This window comes from Butyrivibrio sp. Su6, from assembly GCF_900108105.1.
Lineage (GTDB): Bacteria > Bacillota > Clostridia > Lachnospirales > Lachnospiraceae > Butyrivibrio.
The window spans coordinates 203,754-222,129 of record NZ_FNUR01000002.1; the positions used below are offsets into that span (position 1 = coordinate 203,754).

At 38.9% G+C, this 18,376-nt stretch carries 18 protein-coding genes and 2 pseudogenes; 19 read left to right on the plus strand and 1 reads right to left on the minus strand.

Going from position 1 to position 18,376, the window contains the following annotated elements; genetic code table 11:
• Window positions 1-6: 6 nt before the first annotated feature.
• The 5 genes from dndC to C4S54_RS03270 are packed head-to-tail and all read left to right on the plus strand — an operon-like array spanning window position 7 to window position 7,012.
• A complete protein-coding gene (dndC, locus tag C4S54_RS03250) occupies window positions 7-1,548 on the plus strand; it encodes a DNA phosphorothioation system sulfurtransferase DndC (RefSeq protein ID WP_103868249.1) in 1,542 nt (513 codons plus the stop codon).
• Entirely contained in the window at window positions 1,548-3,482 is a 1,935-nt protein-coding gene (gene dndD / locus C4S54_RS03255; protein WP_103868250.1) for a DNA sulfur modification protein DndD, read from the plus strand. Before dndC ends, dndD begins: the two co-directional genes overlap by 1 nt.
• A 4-nt stretch (window positions 3,483-3,486) precedes the next feature.
• On the plus strand, window positions 3,487-3,867 hold the full coding sequence (gene dndE / locus C4S54_RS03260) for a DNA sulfur modification protein DndE (protein ID WP_103868251.1): 381 nt from the start codon (window positions 3,487-3,489) through the stop codon (window positions 3,865-3,867).
• 2 nt (window positions 3,868-3,869) lie between these two features.
• Window positions 3,870-5,021, plus strand: a complete 1,152-nt coding sequence (locus tag C4S54_RS03265; RefSeq protein WP_103868252.1) for a cysteine desulfurase family protein — start codon at window positions 3,870-3,872, stop codon at window positions 5,019-5,021.
• 29 nt (window positions 5,022-5,050) lie between these two features.
• Window positions 5,051-7,012: a hypothetical protein gene (locus tag C4S54_RS03270; RefSeq protein ID WP_103868253.1), complete on the plus strand. Its 1,962-nt coding sequence runs from the start codon at window positions 5,051-5,053 to the stop codon at window positions 7,010-7,012.
• Between the two features lie 1,500 nt (window positions 7,013-8,512).
• Here the strand turns inward: C4S54_RS03270 and C4S54_RS16455 are convergent.
• Window positions 8,513-9,019 (minus strand): annotated as a pseudogene (locus tag C4S54_RS16455) (alpha/beta hydrolase); the annotation flags it as partial.
• A gap of 190 nt (window positions 9,020-9,209) precedes the next feature.
• Here C4S54_RS16455 and C4S54_RS03280 point away from each other — a divergent pair.
• From C4S54_RS03280 to C4S54_RS03345, 14 genes and pseudogenes are all read left to right on the plus strand, one after another.
• Window positions 9,210-10,022 carry an AraC family transcriptional regulator gene (locus tag C4S54_RS03280; RefSeq protein ID WP_160110663.1) on the plus strand — a complete coding sequence of 271 codons (813 nt, stop codon included), beginning with the start codon at window positions 9,210-9,212 and terminating at the stop codon, window positions 10,020-10,022.
• 98 nt (window positions 10,023-10,120) lie between these two features.
• Window positions 10,121-11,221 carry a macro domain-containing protein gene (locus tag C4S54_RS03285; RefSeq protein ID WP_103868256.1) on the plus strand — a complete coding sequence of 367 codons (1,101 nt, stop codon included), beginning with the start codon at window positions 10,121-10,123 and terminating at the stop codon, window positions 11,219-11,221.
• Window positions 11,222-11,374: 153 nt separating this feature from the next.
• A complete protein-coding gene (locus tag C4S54_RS03290) occupies window positions 11,375-12,058 on the plus strand; it encodes a vWA domain-containing protein (RefSeq protein WP_074888926.1) in 684 nt (227 codons plus the stop codon).
• Entirely contained in the window at window positions 12,049-12,834 is a 786-nt protein-coding gene (locus C4S54_RS03295; RefSeq protein WP_103868257.1) for an ADP-ribosylglycohydrolase family protein, read from the plus strand. Before C4S54_RS03290 ends, C4S54_RS03295 begins: the two co-directional genes overlap by 10 nt.
• A 377-nt stretch (window positions 12,835-13,211) precedes the next feature.
• Complete coding sequence (locus C4S54_RS03300) at window positions 13,212-13,730, plus strand: YdcF family protein (RefSeq protein ID WP_160110664.1); 519 nt, start codon at window positions 13,212-13,214, stop codon at window positions 13,728-13,730.
• Window positions 13,731-13,754: 24 nt separating this feature from the next.
• Window positions 13,755-14,645 carry a hypothetical protein gene (locus C4S54_RS03305; protein WP_103868259.1) on the plus strand — a complete coding sequence of 297 codons (891 nt, stop codon included), beginning with the start codon at window positions 13,755-13,757 and terminating at the stop codon, window positions 14,643-14,645.
• A gap of 21 nt (window positions 14,646-14,666) precedes the next feature.
• The gene (locus C4S54_RS03310) at window positions 14,667-15,080 is read left to right on the plus strand and encodes an EamA family transporter (protein ID WP_074892142.1); all 414 of its coding nucleotides are present in this window, start codon (window positions 14,667-14,669) and stop codon (window positions 15,078-15,080) included.
• A 14-nt stretch (window positions 15,081-15,094) separates the two neighbouring features.
• Window positions 15,095-15,430: a hypothetical protein gene (locus C4S54_RS03315; RefSeq protein ID WP_074892164.1), complete on the plus strand. Its 336-nt coding sequence runs from the start codon at window positions 15,095-15,097 to the stop codon at window positions 15,428-15,430.
• A 26-nt stretch (window positions 15,431-15,456) separates the two neighbouring features.
• Complete coding sequence (locus tag C4S54_RS03320; protein WP_103868260.1) at window positions 15,457-15,732, plus strand: prevent-host-death protein; 276 nt, start codon at window positions 15,457-15,459, stop codon at window positions 15,730-15,732.
• 324 nt (window positions 15,733-16,056) lie between these two features.
• Complete coding sequence (locus tag C4S54_RS03325) at window positions 16,057-16,368, plus strand: glutaredoxin-related protein (protein WP_103868261.1); 312 nt, start codon at window positions 16,057-16,059, stop codon at window positions 16,366-16,368.
• Between the two features lie 9 nt (window positions 16,369-16,377).
• Window positions 16,378-16,758, plus strand: coding sequence for a hypothetical protein (locus C4S54_RS03330; RefSeq protein ID WP_103868262.1), 381 nt, complete (start codon window positions 16,378-16,380; stop codon window positions 16,756-16,758).
• Between the two features lie 81 nt (window positions 16,759-16,839).
• A pseudogene (locus C4S54_RS03335) lies at window positions 16,840-16,935 on the plus strand (DUF523 domain-containing protein); the annotation flags it as partial.
• A gap of 75 nt (window positions 16,936-17,010) precedes the next feature.
• Complete coding sequence (locus tag C4S54_RS03340; RefSeq protein ID WP_103868263.1) at window positions 17,011-17,196, plus strand: hypothetical protein; 186 nt, start codon at window positions 17,011-17,013, stop codon at window positions 17,194-17,196.
• A gap of 46 nt (window positions 17,197-17,242) precedes the next feature.
• Complete coding sequence (locus C4S54_RS03345) at window positions 17,243-18,268, plus strand: virulence RhuM family protein (protein WP_026659688.1); 1,026 nt, start codon at window positions 17,243-17,245, stop codon at window positions 18,266-18,268.
• The last annotated feature ends 108 nt before the right edge of the window (window positions 18,269-18,376 follow it).

The following is an 18,376-nucleotide window of genomic DNA, read 5'->3' on the forward strand; positions in this document are numbered from 1 at the left end:
AGTATTATGAGCGATACAAATAGTTGTGAAGTAAAAAGAGAAGTAACAATAACGAAGGAATCAATTGAAGGATTGATGGATACAGTTAGAAACTTATACTTATGCGATGACATTCCCTGGGTCATTGGTTATTCGGGAGGAAAGGACAGCACAGCTACAGTTCAATTGGTTTGGTTAGCGCTTAAAAGCCTTCCGAAGTATATGCTTAAAAAGAAAGTTCATATCATAAATACAGATACTTTAGTTGAATCGCCTGTAGTGTCAAAGTGGGTTAAAAAATCATTAGAATGTATGGATGAAGCAGCTGAAGAGCAAGGACTTCCTTTTGAAACACATCAGTTGACACCTGCTGAGGATAATACATTTTGGGTGAATTTTATCGGAAGAGGATATCCATTTCCTAGAAAAAAGCTTCGTTGGTGCACTGATCGTTTGAAAATCCAGCCGGTAAATACTTTTGTAAAAGAAAAGATAGCGGAGCATGGCGAGATAATTATGGTAATTGGCACTAGAAAAGCTGAGAGTGCAAGACGTGCCAAAACAATGGCTTATTATGAAAAGAAACGTGTGAGAGAATTGCTGAGTCCAAATCAATCTATGGCAAATGAACTTGTTTTTTCTCCATTAGAAGACTGGAATGATAACGATGTTTGGGTGTTTCTGATGCAATATCCTAATCCATGGGGATATTCAAATAAAGAGCTGTTAACACTTTACAGAGGAGCAACTGCTGACGGCGAATGTCCTTTGATGGTTGAAAAAGGATTACCTAGTTGTGGTAGGAGTAGATTTGGCTGTTGGGTTTGTACCATGGTTGAAAAGGATAAATCTATGGAAGCCATGATTGCAAACGATTCAGAAAAAGAGTGGATGTCAGCTTTATTAGATTTTAGGAATAGATTCGGAGATGAGGAACATGATCGTGAGCGCAGAAGCTTCAGAAAGATGGCTGGCTATCTACAGGGAAGCTATAAGCAGCTTTATCATGGACCATATACAAAGGAATATAGAGAAAAATGGCTTCGTGAGCTGTTAGAGGTGCAGAAGGATATAAATGAAAATGGTCCAGAAGAATTTTCTGATCTTAAACTTATAACGATGCCGGAACTTAGAAACATTCGCCGTATTTGGGTTAATGAAAAACATGAATTCGATGATTCTCTTCCGAGAATATACCAAGAAGTAACCGGCTTGGAGTTTGATGATCCCGAATGGATTGGTAACCCAGCTTTTAAGAATGAGGAGTGGGAAATCCTAAAAGAGGTAGTAGAAGAACTATATCCTGATGAAGAATTGGCTTTTGAAATGGCATATAGCCTCGTGGATATAGAGAATAAGTCTAGTGGATTGAACCAAAGGAAGGGAATTGCTGATGCACTAGAAGGCGCAATTAAAAAGACATACTACAAAGATGAAGAGGATGCCAGACAGTTCTATTTAGGACAGACAGAAAGAAAGAGGGACCTGGGAGGAAAGTATAGTGCTATTGCATTAGACGATTCATATGATGAACCATATGAAACCGAAGAGGGCGAGGAAGAAGAGTAATGATCATAAAGAAACTAACAATGCATAACTTTGGCGTTTATGCTGACACAAATGTGATGGAGTTTACTGGAAATAAGCCTGTTGTACTTATTGGAGGAATGAATGGACGAGGAAAAACGACAATCCTTGAGGCTGTGTTACTAAGTCTTTATGGTTCTAATTCGTTTGCGTATACAGAAAGTAAATATCAGACCTATGGGCAGTATTTAAAATCATATGTTAATAAAAAGGACGGAACACTAGAATCATTTGTTGAGATTGTTTTTTCTATGGATAGTTCTGATGAAGAAGTATATCAAGTTCATCGTGAATGGGATGCTAAAGGACAAAGGGTACATGAAAGAATATGGGTAAGGAAAAATGGTGAGGATAGTGCTTTTTTGACCGAGAATTGGCCTATGTTTGTAGAGAGTATTCTACCAAGTGCGCTTTCTAACTTTTTCTTTTTCGATGGAGAAAAGATAGCAGAATTAGCAGTTGAAGACACAAGCTATCAGATGAAAGAATCAATAAAAGCAATGCTAGGAATATCGGTGCTTGATATTCTTGATTCTGATATAAGCAAAATTATTACCAGGATAGGGAAAAAGATATCTTCAAATCAGGACTTGGGAAAACTTGAAGAATTGAGAAACGAAAAAGATGCAGCTAGTGAAGAGCTTAAAATGCTTGACGAAGAAATATCTAATTTGGAAAAGCAAAAGAATAAGCTTGTGAATGAACTAGAGAGCCTTAACTCTGAGTATCAGGTTAAGGGCGGTGACATTGTTGAACAGAAACATGATTTAATGCAAGAAAGGGCAAACAAAATATCAGCGCTGGCAAGTAACCAGGAAGATCGATATGAGATTGCTTCAGGAGAGCTTCCATTAGTTTTGGTTATGCCATTACTTAAAGATATAAGGAGCGAGGGAGAAGTTGAGCATGAGAGAATGCTTTCCTCCTTGGCAATAGATAAGATAAAAGATGCGTACGCTAAATATGATAAGAAAAATGCCACGACAGACAAGTTTATCACGTTTATGCAAAATATGGTTGGAGATGATCAAAGCGATAATATATATAATTTGTCGGATGCGACTTTATATAAGGTTGGGATGCTCTGTGATATCGGACTTGTAACTGCAAAAGAACAAGTAAAAAAACTGCTCAAAGAGGAATGCAAGAATCAGAAAAAGATAGATGAGATTGATGGCTATCTTTCTGTAGATATTAATGAGAAAGAACTGAGTGATCTGTTTAAAACAATAAAAGCTACCGAGAAAGAATTGGCCAATTGCGAAATCGAAATAGAGGATTATCATAAAAAACGTTCAAGCTTAAGTAATAATTTAATGATGCTTACCTCAGAATTTAGCAGAATGGCTGAGAATGTTTTATCTGCTCTAGAAGCAGTGGATTCTGATGAAAGAGTAGTGAAATATGCTCATATGGCACAGGATATTATTGAACAGTATAAAATAAGACTTCAAGCAAGAAAAACGAGCGTTTTGGCAGAAACTATGACAGCATGTTATAAAAAGCTGGCAAATAAGAAGAACCTTGTTTCACACATTGAAATGAATCCTGAAACTCTAGATTTATTGTACTTAAACAAAGAAGGAGAAGTAGTTACAAAGGAGCGTCTATCAGCCGGAGAAAAGCAGTTAATGGTAATATCTTTATTATGGGCGTTGGCAATTTGCTCAAAGAAAAAACTGCCAGTTATTATTGATACACCATTGTCTCGACTGGATTCTGCACATAGAGAGTCGCTTATAACTACCTATTTTCCAAATGCAAGTGAACAGACAATAATATTATCAACTGATTCAGAAATAGATGAACGATATTATGAATTGATGCAACCGAGCGTAGGAGATAGGTTTACGCTGGAGTATGACGATGAGGAAAAGACAACCTCATTAACAAAAACATATTTTGGATGGGAATAAGAACATGATTGTAAAACAAATTAAGCTTTCAAATGCATCAAAAGATAAACTTGGCAGGCTAAAAGGAAAGACAGGAATAAAGAATTGGAATATTTTATGTAGATGGGCATTATGTTTTTCACTATCTGAAAACACTGTACCAACTGATGTTCCTATTGTTGCAGATAGTAATGTGGAAATGTCTTGGTACACGTTTGGTGGTGAATATAGCGATATTTATGAAGCACTTATTATTGCTTGGTGTAAAAAAATGGATCTTCCTACAGATGAGGAAACATTAGCTAAGTATTTTAAACTTCATCTAGAAAGAGGAATTGCCTATCTATGCGGAACGAATTTTATTAAGAATCTTGATGACTTACTGATGCTTTCATTAGAGGACTGATTATGGGAATATATTTAGACTATAACGCTACAACACCGATAGATAAGAGAGTTCTGGATTATATGGTGGAAGTTTACACCAATAATTATGGAAATGCAGATAGTAGAACACATGATTATGGTGATGGTGCAAGGAAGATTGTTGAGAAGGCTAGAAAAGAGGTAGCAAGCCTTTTAGGTGTCGATAGTACAGAAGTGTTTTTTACTAGTGGCTCTACGGAAAGCAGTAATATTGCGATAAGGGGGCTTATTAGTTATGCAAATACTGTAGGGAAAAAGCATGTTATTACTACGAGTATAGAGCATAAGGCAGTGCTTGAGACTGTAAAGAGCCTAAAAAACGAAGGCTTTTTGATTGATATCGTTGATCCTGAGAAAGATGGGAGAATTAGTGCTCAAAAGATAATCGACCTAGTAAGAGAAGATACTTTGTTGGTAAGCGTTATGCATGCCAACAATGAGACGGGAGTTATACAGCCAATTGAAGAGATAGGCGAAGCTTTGGCGGAAAAAGGAGTCTTTTTTCATGTTGATGCAACACAAAGCTGTGGGAAACTCGTTGAAGAACTTAGAAGCACTAAGTATACAATGCTCTCGTTAAGTGCACATAAGTTTAACGGCCCACAAGGAGTTGGAGCATTGGTATTAAGAAAAAAACGGTATAAACTTCCACCAGTAAAAGCTATTACTTATGGCGGTCAGCAGGAACATGGGATTCGACCGGGAACAATTCCTGTTGCGTTGGTTGCAGGTCTTGGAAAGGCATGCGAGATAGCAAATGCTGAGCATGAGAAAAACCTTGAACACTGTTTAGAAATCAAAAAAGAGGTCTTGAATCTTGTAGAGAATTCTGGTTTAGAGTATACACTTAACGGAAACCAAGACTATTGTATGCCGAATACAATAAACGTGAGTTTTCGAGGAATTGAATCGGAAGCACTAATGCTTTCATCAAAACAGTTTTGCGGGATATCTAATGGATCGGCTTGTACTTCAAATGACTATAAACCAAGCTATGTCTTAACAGCCATGGGGATAGACAAGGATGCTATTTCATCGGCAATACGGATAAGCTGGGGTGCAAACTCTGAGATCAGTTCGGTAAGAGACAATATTTTGGAGTTGTTAGAAATTGCAAAAACATTGGCCTTTTGATTATTGATGATTATTAACAGAGGAGGGTTATGCTGGTAAGTGAAAAAAAGAGGAAGTTGTCGCAACTTCCGTGGCAAGCAATTTTTGAACTTGCGGTAGAGAAAGGAATTGCAGAAGAAGGATTAAAAAGTAAGACACGCTCAGAGATAATAGATAGTATTTTCCTGGAGCAGGATGTAAGCGATGAAAAGATTAGTAAATTATTAGAAAATTATATATATGGAGATAGGGTTACATTTACGCTATGGTATTTTAACAAAGAAGTAACTAATGAACAGGTGGATAGATTGCTTCGGCTAGAAACATGTAGCAAAGCTTTTATAGATATTAGTGGATTTAGAAATTTTCGTGTTCTGTCAGTTCAGAAAGTTAATGATAGGTATGAGATAGTTTATACATATAGCAAGGAATATATTTATTTAAGTGAAGAGGGAAAGGACTCTAGTATATGGGAAATGCATAGGGGATGCGTATGGGTAGGGGCAAATAAGCCATATTTAGCTTGCATCAGTAAACATGAGAATATGACTAGGTTCATTACATCATTTGTTGCATCTTCAATGGGTAATAAGGTGACTCAGATTAAGCCTCCAAAATCAGCGGTAGAAAAGTGCACAAAAATTCAAGCTAAGAGCCGAGTGACGATTCAAGATTATAGTGGTGCAAAGACTACATTTTCGTGTTCTACCGGACTTACAGAAGATCAAAGGGATGAAGAGGAGAGATTAAGAACTAAGAGAGATACTTTTGATACAGCGGGAAACTATATTGCTGAAATAACAGAAGGAATTGTGGGAACAATCAAGCACAATATTCACAAAGGGAGCATAGGAATATATAAGCATTTACCGGCAGATGTTCTTTTTAAGTGGTCAGATGAAGCTATTACGACTATATTAAATGAAATTGATAAACTTAAAGGTCAACCAGTTGCAGAGATATATGAGTCAATGGGATTACACCTTAAGTGGACTCTTTCTATGGAACAGCAAACAATAGCAAATTGGATCTTGACTAATATCATTTCGCTAGAGGATGATGGTCAAATTCAGATTCCAATGTTAACTAATGCTGAATGCCTTTTAGATGATGATGTATATTTTATGAAAGCTCCAAGGATATACTGTAACGAATGTGAAGAATATGAACCTCCAGTTTGTTGTAATTGTGGTAAACCTTTGAAAATGTCCGGAAAAGAGCTGGTTTGTGACTGCGGAGCATCGGTAGAAATAGTTTGTGCAGAAGGGCACAGAAATTGTAAGCTTACAGCATGGTATATCGCTACTAGGAAATTTAAAAGTGAAATTAAAAGAAATTTAAACATAGGCTTTCCCGGAATGGAAAATGATATTGCTATTTTTGTATTAGATGAGACTCTTGTAATTAAAAGAGGGCTTGTACCAGATGATGAAGTCGAAATTCAGTTTTATGATATTAAAGAGTTTCAAAAGGGCAGTGAGCAATATGCTTTAAATAGAAGGTTGGTAGAATATGCTGTTAAGATGAAGGAAAAATGCGAAGGAGGATGTTCTAACAAAAAAATTGAAAAATGTTTGATGGACAAAAAAATGGTTTGCCTTCCCAAACTGTTTATGGGATATTTGCCAAACTTTAGGGTGCAACCACATAAAGGATCTGAGTTTGGGGATGTACATGGACAGGTGACCGTAGGAAGGAATCACTATCTTATGAAAGGCATTATTAAAAAGAACTCGTTTAACACGGGAAAGAGGACCCTAGAAGAAATGTTGACAATGCCTTTACTTGAGACCTCTAGTGAAGGAGAGGAGATAATCAGGCAATTTGTAACTCAAGGGATGGAAGATAATAGGGCTCAGTTAATTGCAATAGTTGCTCCTCAGCACTTCGACCAAAACGTTCAGGCAACTATTGATTATTTAGCAAGACTAAGTGGGAAGAAAGTGGTTTTCATTGGCATTGAGCAGATATGTCAATTATTGAATGAATCAGAATATATAGAACATCCGTAAGATTACAATATCTTTAGGAATATGAGATAAAGAAATGTTTGGAATAAAAGAACATGTAGAAAGCATATAGTAACTGCAGCTTTCTACATGTTCATTTAGTTTTTAGCCATTAATAAGGCCAGTGTTCATAGCTACTTGAGTGACCTGCATCATAGTGTATATCATACCTATGGTAAAGGCACCAAGATAAATATTTCCATTTTCCTTGAAATACTTTCTTGTGATGATTGTTGCAGCTGGAACAAGTACAACAAATGGGAACAGATTATGTGTACGCATGGCATTGAAGGTAAATGCTCCGGTATTAATATAAACAATATATTGAATGGCAAGAAGCAATACGATACCACATGCATTTGCAAGGCAGCTCACAAGTGTTACGACCCAGTCTGGTCTTCCATCAACGCGGTTTCCACCATTTACCATGATATTGTTAACAAGGTAGAAAATAATAAATGCTGGTACATAAGCAATCCAGTAAAGGACTTTGTTGGCATTGAAAGTTCTCATTGCGATAAGCCAGAATCTAAAATCTGTTGTAAAGAAGAAATCTGCTACGAATACGATCAAATATACTGTGAGGAATGTAATAAATGCGAGCAGTAAACTCTTAAAGAAGTTACCAACAGATATCTTTATTCCCCAGGTTTCAGGTGTTGCACCATCTTTTTTGCTAAACACAAAGTAGTTGATCAGGAAAACAATGAGGATGCATGCACCAGAGATTAAAGCCCATGCAGCTATTTCATTTGTTGATCCTTCACCAAACCAACTATTTGCTGTTGCCGGAGCAAACGATTCTTTTCCGATAAGATTGTGCATTACCGGCATTGCAAGTGCTGCTGGAAGAAGCATATTAATACAAAAGAATATCCAATAAATAACCTTGCTCTTTGCTGTTGTCAGGGCTGGAGCAGGAGGGAGTTCTTTATCAGCACGAAGACTTGAGAAGAATGGTACTGCGTCCATGATCCAACATGCGAATGGGAATAAGAACAGGAGCATACCTATAAGTCCAAGGAGATTAAAGAGCTGTTTGATAAGCCATACCTGATTGTCTGGACTAATATTTTCATGACCATCAGGGGTTCCAAGTGTATTATAAAAGAACTCAATTACATCATGAGAAGTATTACGTGAGAATACATTTTGTGGATGTATTTCAGGATTCTGGTAATATACACGTGATACGGTTTTACCATTTATCTGACCGGTATAGTATTTTCCTTCTTCAACAGGTCCCTGCGCACTTGGATCAGCCTGACGAACAAAATTAAGTGCGGCCTGACTTTCAAGTATATGCGCCGGATCATTATTTGTATCTTCCTGACGGAAGAAATACTCATCATATTTGCCTGCGATTACTCCCCAATTGCTGTCGGCATAAACTGGTCCGTCCACACCATCAAATTCCCAAGCTTCATAAGCGGGATCATAACCGATTTCGAGAGCTGCGGCAATTTTATTCTCTCCGCCTTTATAACCTTCCTCTACATAGTGCTGTAATGTGCTCAGTATGATTGCTGCCCCCATAGAATGACCGCAGATACCAATTTTGCTTGTGTCAATGTTGTCCATGTTAGCACAGGCATAATCAATAAGAATCTGAACATTAGCAAAATTAAGAGCCGGATTGTTAACCATACCACGAGGAGTAGATGATCCGTGCCCAAGAGCATCACCTGAAATAACAATGAAGCCACGTCTTGCAAGCTCTACCATATTCATATCTTGCATTTGCAAATTGTGTTGACTACCGTGTTGAAGGACTACAAGAGGTAATTTGTGATCAGCAGTAGCATCTTTTGGAATATACATTTGTGCATACAAAGTATCATCATTGCTGATAACAAGGTTAAGCTTTCGAATTTCGACCTTTCCCCCTGCGGTCTGAATTAGGCTTGACCCTATAATGCTGATAACCATGCAGCATAGAGCAATTATTAGCCATAATCGATTTTTCTTTTTCATGTTTTTTCTTCCTTTCCCCACATTATCTTTTTTCATATGCTTTTTGAACGAGGATAAATATCAAAATATATCCTCGTTCACCCCATGTGTGTAACTATATTGTGTCACTAGCCAACAGTGAATTAAAGAAATCTATTGTCATTTTATAGACATTATTTGTCTTAAATCTTGTAAGTAAAAGAAGATAGAACTAAAATTAAAATATACTCACATGGAGGTATTTCTCATGCTTGCCAATTTTGAACATCTTGCTTTTGACAAAGGCTTGCATATCTATGTAAACAAATTTCTAAATCTTCACAAAAATCCGCACTGGCATTTTGAAACTGAGCTTATAGTATGTACCTGTGGGAAAGCGAAAGTAATTTTGGAAGGTAGAGTTTATGAATTGACACCAGATTACTGTCTCTTTTGCTATGGAGAGAGCATACATAGTATCGAAAGCGATGAAGGGACCACTATATACATAGCTCAATTTGAAAAGAATCCGGATCATAATAGTAAGGATTACCGTTTTAAGACCCCATATATTAAAGACCGATACCATATTAAGGATAGGATTGTGAAAATCTATGATGAGTATCAAAACAAAGGATTGTTCTATGTAGAGTTGATAAATTCTATCACAACTGAACTTATGGTAGATGTCATAAGAAACGAAGAAATGATCCAAAAAGACAGTGAGCATTATTTTGCTGTGGTCAGATATAAAAGACTTTTGTCAGAGATAGATAATCATTATGATACTCTTTCTTTTCATGATGCTGCATCATTTATGAATATGTCTGACGCATATTTTTCCAGGGCATTTAAGACGATGTCTGGCATGACTTTTTCTCAATATCTAAATGTAATACGTATAAGTCACGCTATAGATCTTTTGGAATCAGATCCTGATATGTCTTATAATGAATTGCTTGCTGAGACGGGATTTAATACCATTAGAAATTTTAACCGTGTGTTTAAAGGCATAACAGGTTATTCTCCAAGACAGATACCGTCAGGTTATGTTCTTCATGTCAGATCGCTAAAGACCTGATTTTTCCACAGAAATGTTATGAAAGAAAAATAAAGCAAATACAAGTGGGATTTCATATAATGATAAAAAGGGTTGTTATAGGAAGGGATGAAGCCTAAATGCCATTTCAAATTATCAGGAATGATATTACAAAAGTAAAAGCAGACGTCATAGTAAACACTGCTAATCCAGAAGTAGCTATTGGTGGTGGCGTTGATTCTGCCATATATAAAGCTGCGGGGGAAGAGAAGCTTCTTGCTGCCAGGGGCAAGATTGGACGACTTGATCCTGGAGAAGTGGGTATTACTCCTGCCTTTAATCTTGGTGTTAAATACATCATCCATGCCAGTGGACCATGGTGGGACGGCGGAGATCATGGAGAAGCAGAGCTTTTGAAGGCTTGCTATGACAAATCTCTGGAGCTGGCATATAAGCATAAGTGTAAGTCCATTGCTTTCCCACTACTTGCTACGGGAACCTATGGATTTCCGCAGAAATTAGGAATAGAGATTGCTGTAGATTCTTTTACCAGGTTTTTAACCGAGCATGAGATGGAAATCTTCCTGGTGGTGTTCGGACAGAAGTCTGTAAGGATTTCCGGTGAGTTGGGTGAAGAAGTACGCTGCTACATAGATGATGACTATGTCACGGAGACTCTTGATAAGGAGTACGGATTGGAGCGTCCTCGAGATAGAAGGCGAGAAGAAGCTTCTTTCCATGCTGCAGATTATATAGGTAGTAGCGGCTTTGAGGATATCTCTGATGAGATGGAGGTTGAAGCTGAAGAAGTTCTTGAGGAATATGAGGAACTCGGACCAGAGGATGATATTGGAAGTGCACCCAAGAAGGCAGAGTCTCTTGATGATGCTTTAAAGAGCATGTACACGGATTCTTTTGAAAAGCACCTTCAGCAGCTGATCAACAAGAAAGGGCTCAAGAATTCAGAGGTTTATGCTGCAGCGAATATTTCAAAGCAGTATTTTTCCAAGCTGATAAAGGGCCAGGTTAAGCCTTCAAAAGAAAAGGTCCTTGCCTTGGCAGTGGGACTTCGGCTCAACATGGATGAAGCTGTTGATTTCCTGCGTCTCGCTGGATATGCTTTTTCTCCGGTATCCCAGACTGATGTAATCGTAGAGCATTTCATAAGACACCAGGATTACAACGTAATGAAGATTGATATTGTACTCTTTGATTATGGCTTGGATTCGCTTTCAAGTTGATAAAAACGTGCAAGCTGACTTGCACAATTTGTGTTTTTACAAAGGTCTCCTCCGGGTTGACCTTTTTCTTTTGCCAAAAAGGTATTATTACATCAGAACAAAGGAAACAGTCCACTGCAGGGGACTACAGATGTACTGATGGAGGCAAAAGAGATGAGTAAAGGATATACAGAGATTGTTTATATTTTAGATAGATCAGGTTCAATGGGCGGACTTGAGGCAGATACTATTGGAGGTTTCAACGCCATGATGGAGAAGCAGAAAAAGACAGGCGAGAAGGCAGTGGTTTCTACAGTTCTTTTCGATGATGAGTGCGAAGTTATCCATGACAGAGTTCCCATTGAAAAGATTGAGAAGATGACTGACAAGCAGTATTACGTCAGAGGCTGCACAGCTCTTCTGGATGCGGTTGGAGGAGCGATTCACCACATTGGCAACGTTCACAAATATGCAAGGGAAGAGGACAGGCCTGAGAAGACAATTTTTGTAATCACTACAGACGGCATGGAGAATGCCAGCAGCAGATATTCTCGCGAGAAGATTGAGAAGATGGTTAAGAAGCAGCAAAAGAAATATGGCTGGGAGTTCATCTTCATCGGAGCCAATATCGATGCTTATGCTGAGGCTCAGAAGTACGGAATTCGCAAGGACAGGGCTGTTAACTATGTGAGTGATACAATTGGTACGGCTAATGTATACGCAGGAGTTAGCAAGGCAGTATGTTCAGTAATGATGGCAGGTAGTGCTATGGAAGCCGATGAGTGCCTGAGCGAAAGCGGATGGGACGATGAGATCAACAGAGATTATCAGAAGAGAGGGAAGAGTAGATGGCAGTAAAAGGAGCAGTTTTAGGAGATATACTTGGAGCACAGTTTGAGTTTGACAGACCAAAGAATCTTGATTGGAAGAATGTACCTCTGGCTGAGGGCGATGCAATTGGTTTTACAGATGATACAGTCATGACTTTGGCAATTAAGAGGGCACTAAAGATCGGAGCGGATCTTGTTGAGACCATGGTTGAAGTTGGCCGTGAGTACCCATTTGCCGGATATGGAGGGAGGTTCTTTAACTGGATCAATGGAAATAACCATGAGCCTTATAACAGCTGGGGAAATGGCAGCGCTATGAGAGTGTCTTTTGTCGGAGAGTATTACGAGGACTATGAAGAAATGCAGAATATGGCTGAAGCTACAGCATCGGTTTCTCATAATCATCCAGAAGGAATCAAGGGAGCAGTTGTGACAGCAACATGCATCTGGATGGCAAGACACGGCAAGAACAAGCAGGAAATATATGATTATGTGCTAGAGCAGTATCCTAAGGAGAGTTATGAGTACAGTATTGGCTATAGCCTTGATGAGATCAGGCCGCGCTATAAGTGGACTGAGAGCTGTCAGGGATCAGTACCTGCAGCTATGAGATGTTTCTACGAAAGCACTGATTACGAGAGCTTCATACGAAATGTCTTTTCCCTGGAATGCGACTCTGATACTTTCGGAGCAATTGCAGGCGGAGTAGCTGAAGAATTCTACGGTGGCTTCGGTGACGTGGATGCAGATGGACTTCTTAAGAAGTATCTGACTCCGGATTTATGGGAAATCCTGAACATGTGATGTTTCTTGGATAATGGAATTTAAATTTTTGATATGGTTATAGCGAAGGGCTATCGTTTGCGATGGCTCTTTTTATATACCTCCGAACAGGCAAATTAATGTTATCATCAAATGGTAATACGTTTAGATAGCTGAGGATATGTTATTGAGATATGAAGAAAAGATTGATATGGTTGTTACTAATTGGAATATGTCTATTGTATTCTGGGAGTATCTATTTTGTGGGAAGCGGAACTTTTTCTTTTGTGATATGGCTTATTGGAGCATTGTTTTTTGGAACAATATTCTGGTTCTCCGGGAAAGATAGATGGAAAAGGGTTCCGATACTAGTGCGAAGGATAGTGAATGTTTGCATAGCGGCTATTATGGTGGCTTTTATGCTATGCATAATTGCGATGATAAGTCATTTTAATGATAAGGGACAGGAGGACCTTGATTACATAGTTGTGCTTGGCGCACAGATGAGGAATAGTGGACCGAGCATTATTTTTAAATACAGGCTTGATGCTGCTTATGATTATCTCATACAGAATCCGGATACAGTATGTATTGTTTCCGGAGCTAAAGGGAATAACGAATCAGTAAGTGAAGGAGAAGGTGGAAAAGAGTATCTAGTCTCAAAAGGAATTGTGGAAAACAGAATCATAGCTGAAACGAATGCAGTTGATACAGTTCAGAATATAGCCAATTCTCTTGAAATAATAGGTGATAGGGATGGTCTGACGATTGGTGTTGTGACCAATAATTTTCATGTGTTCAGGGGAGTGCATTTAGCGAGGAAGCTTACAGATAACGAGGTTTGCGGAATAGCAGCGTATACAGTTCCTTGGTATCTTCCAAATAATATGGTCAGAGAATGCTTTGGGATTTTTAGGGATCTGAAAAAGTTGGGTTAATGTTTATAGAGAATAAGGAGCAGTATGAAAAGATTATGTGTTGCTATGGTAATGCTTATGACGATTGCCGCTGTTGGATGTGGAAACAATAAAGTGGCAGATAGCGGAGCTGCTTCCAGCACAGTGAGTGAACCGGAAGCGGTTGAAGCCAGTACTCTTGGTGTGCCTGCGGTGAAAGACGGGATTTTGAGACCTGGAGAAGACTGTGCAGAGGTTGTTTTCGAGTGGAATCCGGTTGAGGGGGCTGAAGGATACGAAGTCTCTGAAGAGAATAAGTACTATTCAGAGAAGGAATACAGAGAACCTGAAACAGTTGAGATTGCCGATAATTCTTATGTTACCAGTGCTCAGGATTATTTCGATTTCAGAATAAGAGTAAGGGCATTTAAAGGCAACGGAGCCGAGAGAGTTTATGGCGAATGGAGCTCTTTTGCCACAGGAAGTGCTTATGAAAAGCAGACAGTTTCAGTGGGCGGACCCTATGGAGAGATGTCTGTAGTTGTTCCGGAAGGATGGACTGCGGAGATTTCTGCAGTGGATGATGGGAAGCTCACTTATGGTCTATATGGATTGATACTAAAACCAAAATCTGCAGATGCAGGGCAGATAGAGCTCTTTTGCACAGACAGTTTTGGCGTTTGCGGAACAGGACTTTCCCAGGAAGAGATTACATTAGCGGGATATACCGCGCATGCTGGCACATATGATGATCATGAGCATTGGGACTTCATTACTTTTGGCGATGAGCGTCCTCAGATAGTTGCCCAGAGCATAGACTGCGATTCCTGGATAAGCCATATGTGGGAAGAGGCAGATATCATTTTGGATACGCTTAAGTTTGATGCCAGCAAGACTGAAGGCGGAATAGGACAGTACATTTCAGATGAAGGGAATCAGATAGAGATTACAGAGTAATGTAAGCGGGGGATAAATGATATGTGGTTTTTGTTTGCGATTCTATCAGCAGTGTTTGCAGCACTGACATCAATACTTGCCAAGGTCGGCATTGAGGGAGTTGATTCTAACCTGGCTACAGCGATAAGGACCTGTGTTGTGGTTGTGATGGCCTGGGTTATGGTATTCATAACAAGCGCCCAGGGCGGGATAAGCTCTATCAGCAGAAAGAGCTGGATCTTTTTGATTCTGTCAGGGCTTGCTACAGGAGCATCATGGCTGTGTTATTACAAAGCTCTGCAGATGGGTGAAGCTTCAAAAGTAGTGCCTATTGATAAGCTGAGTGTTGTAATCACGCTGGTGCTGGCATTTGTCTTTTTACATGAGGAGTTTACGGCGAAGTCTTTAATCGGGTGTGTGCTGATTGGAGCAGGGACACTGATAATGGTAATTTGATGGAGGAGAATGACATGCAGGGGAAATATCCGGTAATAACATTGTGCGGAAGCACTAGGTTTAAAGATCAGTTCATGGAAGCACAGAAGAGGCTTACTCTTGAAGGCAACATTGTCATCAGCGTAGGCTTGTTTGGTCATTCTGGAGATCAGGAAGTCTGGGAGAACATGGACGAGGGAACGCTTACTAAGACAAAAGAGATGCTAGACGACATGCACAAGAGGAAAATCGATATGGCAGATTCCATATATGTAATCAACGTTGGAGGCTATGTGGGAACTAGCACTAAGAGTGAGATTGAATACGCGATAGCACACGGTAAAGAGGTCAGATACCTGGAAGAACCATAATAAAGTTAAGAAACTGAGGTGATATTATGCCAACAATTGCACCTATTTCTGAATTGCGCAATTATGGACAGGTCTTGGATAAAGTTGAAGCGGGTAAACCGGTTTACCTGACTAAAAATGGTCGAGTCGAGTATAGCATACATAGTATAGAGGATGACGTAATTTTTGACAAAGCAAGGGCTATGGTTAAACTCGTCAGTGAACTCAATGCGGGATTCGCTTCTGGAGAAGAGGAAGGATGGATTAGCGACGATGAGGTCGCTGAACATTTTAAAAACAGGCGTAGGAGGCTAGAAGGCTGAGATGGATTATGAAATAGTTTACTCGCCGATAGCTTTAGCTGATATGGATCAGGGCTGGTCGCACTGAAGTGGGAAGAGTCTTATATAATAGGAGTGCGTACATTAGTCTAGTTATAAAATCTATGAATGAAGAATAAATATAGATGCTTTTGATTTATAAAGGGTGTAGCTCACGTTAACTACACTCTTTTTTGATGGATTAAACTAGCCGTCTCATATAGCGTCGAAGTACTTTTTTGCATATAATTAGGGGAGTTAAAAGTATATGAAGAAAGTATTGATTTTATTGGGGTATATTTACAATGACATTATGGAGGGAGAACAATGATCAAAATTTACGGAATGCCTACATGTCCCTACTGCGATTACATTCATGAGCAGATAATAGGGCGTGAGAATGAATTTGAGTATATTAACATTGGCGAAAATATCAGGAATATGGGGATTTTTACCAGACTTCGTGATACCAATCCGGCATTCAATCATTCCAAGGAAATTGGAGATGTTGGTATACCGGCCTTTGTTCTTGAAGACGGAAGCATTACTCTTGATCCTGCGGTTGTGGGCCTAATTGAATATGGAACACCTGATGCCTGCTCTATAGAAGATCATAAAAGTGGAAGGAAAGGGTGTTAAGAGGATAGTATGAGATATCTGAAATTCCTGAATCTGATACCACTTATTATGTTCTTCATAGTAGATAAGCTGAGAGGAACATTGATCAGCAGGTACTTACTGATCATAATTGTGGTACTTGGAGTTATAAATATGCTTATTGAAAAAGGAATGAAAGAGTATTGCATTTCATCTCTGATGCTTGTTGTATCGACTGCCGCTGGAATGATTCTCTACACGTATTATTACTACTATTTTGTCAGTGCTGGTCCTGAGACTCCGATTTTTGGTGCGGCGATCATGATGGTTTATGGATTTATTGCATTGGCTGTTGCCGCAGTTGGAACTGTTGTAGTGGTGATAAAAGATAGAGTGGCTGAGAAAAGGGCTTCAAGGACTATAGATGAGTAAGGACATTTTTTATGATAAGGATATCCGGGAACCATTGTTTGATTTTCTGGAAGACTCATTTGGAAAGGATGGAAAACTGTAATGGTCATTGCTGTTAGCGCATGCCTTTTAGGTGAGAACTGCAAATATAATGGTGGAAATAACTACAGCGAGAAGGTTGGGGCTTTCTGTGAAGGGCAGGGGAGTGTTTGCGCAGCTGGTTAGTGAAACTTCAATTAAGATGATTGATGTGGAGGACTTGGACTGAGGTTTATGTGGAAGATAAAGCAGATATTTGATGGGGATTATGGCTGCGAGGAATTACAGCCGGGACAGAAGCCTAAGGTATCAGTTACTCTTGTGGATGATACTGGGAATGAGAAACTTGTGTCAGTTGAAGATGACTGGCTTACGGAGAATGGGCTGGACGTTGGCTCTGAGTGGCCATTAAAGGTGTGAGATATGAAGAAGGTTAGAATCACGGTTAGGGAAAGAGGGTTTTCGTATGAAAAAGAATGTTCAGATAAGAAATAGTACTGTTGATTTTTTGATTTTTACCAAAGATTCTAAAAGTGATGGAATAGAAGTTAGAGTGCAAGATGGAGATGTCTGGTTAACTCAAAATGCGATAGCACAGCTTTTTGATATTGATAGGTCAGTTGTCTCGAAGCATCTCAAAAAAATTTTTTCTTCGGGGGAATTGGATGAAAATTCAGTTTGTGCAAAATATGCACAAACTGCTGATGATGGAAAAAACTACAATTATAAGTTTTATTCTTTGGCAGCGATTATTGCTGTAGGATATAGGACAAATTCTGATAAGGCAACACAATTTAGACAATGGGCAACGAAGGTATTAGATGCATTTACTAAACAGGGTTATGTTCTTGATAAAAGCAGACTAGTGAATGGAAAAATATTTGATGAAGATTATTTTGATCAGTTAGTAGCTGAAATTCAGGAAATACGAGCCAGTGAAAGAAGATTCTACCAGAAAATAACAGATATATATGCAACTGCTGCAGATTATGATAAAGATGCTCCTGTGACAAGAGAATTCTATGCAACGGTGCAGAATAAAATGCATTATGCTGTTCATGGAAACACAGCTGCAGAACTTATCGTATCCAGAGCTGATCACACAAAGGAACACATGGGATTAACTTCATGGAAAAACGCACCGGATGGGAAAATCATAAAGACGGATGTTTCAATAGCAAAAAACTATTTGTTAAAAGATGAAATACAAGAACTAAATGAGATAGTAACAATGTATCTCGATTATGCGACGAGGCAGGCTAAGAGGCATGTTCCGATGACAATGGCAGATTGGAAATCGAAATTAGATGCATTTCTTGTTTTTAACGATGCTGAAGTTCTGCAAAATAAAGGGAAAGTAACTGCGGCTATAGCAAAAGAATTTGCAGAGAGCGAGTTTGAAAAATATAGACTTATACAGGACAAGACATATGAAAGTGACTTTGATAAGTTGATTAACAGTACTGAGAATATCGCAGATTCTACTAAGTAACAATCGCATAAAGGAACATAAGGCAGGAATGACCTGATGATAATACGGTAGGTGTGCCATTGAATAAAAGGTTTTAGACGCCTATTATTCTGCATCTTTACTTGGAAT

Coding starts and splice junctions, on each gene's coding strand:
- dndC (WP_103868249.1), top strand. CDS start 7: ATGAGCGATACAAATAGTTGTGAAGTAAAAAGAGAAGTAACAATAACG.
- dndE (WP_103868251.1), top strand. CDS start 3,487: ATGATTGTAAAACAAATTAAGCTTTCAAATGCATCAAAAGATAAACTT.
- dndD (WP_103868250.1), top strand. CDS start 1,548: ATGATCATAAAGAAACTAACAATGCATAACTTTGGCGTTTATGCTGAC.
- C4S54_RS03320 (WP_103868260.1), top strand. CDS start 15,457: ATGCCAACAATTGCACCTATTTCTGAATTGCGCAATTATGGACAGGTC.
- C4S54_RS03315 (WP_074892164.1), top strand. CDS start 15,095: ATGCAGGGGAAATATCCGGTAATAACATTGTGCGGAAGCACTAGGTTT.
- C4S54_RS03300 (WP_160110664.1), top strand. CDS start 13,212: ATGCTATGCATAATTGCGATGATAAGTCATTTTAATGATAAGGGACAG.
- C4S54_RS03330 (WP_103868262.1), top strand. CDS start 16,378: ATGAGATATCTGAAATTCCTGAATCTGATACCACTTATTATGTTCTTC.
- C4S54_RS03290 (WP_074888926.1), top strand. CDS start 11,375: ATGAGTAAAGGATATACAGAGATTGTTTATATTTTAGATAGATCAGGT.
- C4S54_RS03295 (WP_103868257.1), top strand. CDS start 12,049: ATGGCAGTAAAAGGAGCAGTTTTAGGAGATATACTTGGAGCACAGTTT.
- C4S54_RS03340 (WP_103868263.1), top strand. CDS start 17,011: ATGTGGAAGATAAAGCAGATATTTGATGGGGATTATGGCTGCGAGGAA.
- C4S54_RS03285 (WP_103868256.1), top strand. CDS start 10,121: ATGCCATTTCAAATTATCAGGAATGATATTACAAAAGTAAAAGCAGAC.
- C4S54_RS03265 (WP_103868252.1), top strand. CDS start 3,870: ATGGGAATATATTTAGACTATAACGCTACAACACCGATAGATAAGAGA.
- C4S54_RS03310 (WP_074892142.1), top strand. CDS start 14,667: ATGTGGTTTTTGTTTGCGATTCTATCAGCAGTGTTTGCAGCACTGACA.
- C4S54_RS03325 (WP_103868261.1), top strand. CDS start 16,057: ATGATCAAAATTTACGGAATGCCTACATGTCCCTACTGCGATTACATT.
- C4S54_RS03280 (WP_160110663.1), top strand. CDS start 9,210: ATGCTTGCCAATTTTGAACATCTTGCTTTTGACAAAGGCTTGCATATC.
- C4S54_RS03345 (WP_026659688.1), top strand. CDS start 17,243: ATGAAAAAGAATGTTCAGATAAGAAATAGTACTGTTGATTTTTTGATT.
- C4S54_RS03270 (WP_103868253.1), top strand. CDS start 5,051: ATGCTGGTAAGTGAAAAAAAGAGGAAGTTGTCGCAACTTCCGTGGCAA.
- C4S54_RS03305 (WP_103868259.1), top strand. CDS start 13,755: ATGAAAAGATTATGTGTTGCTATGGTAATGCTTATGACGATTGCCGCT.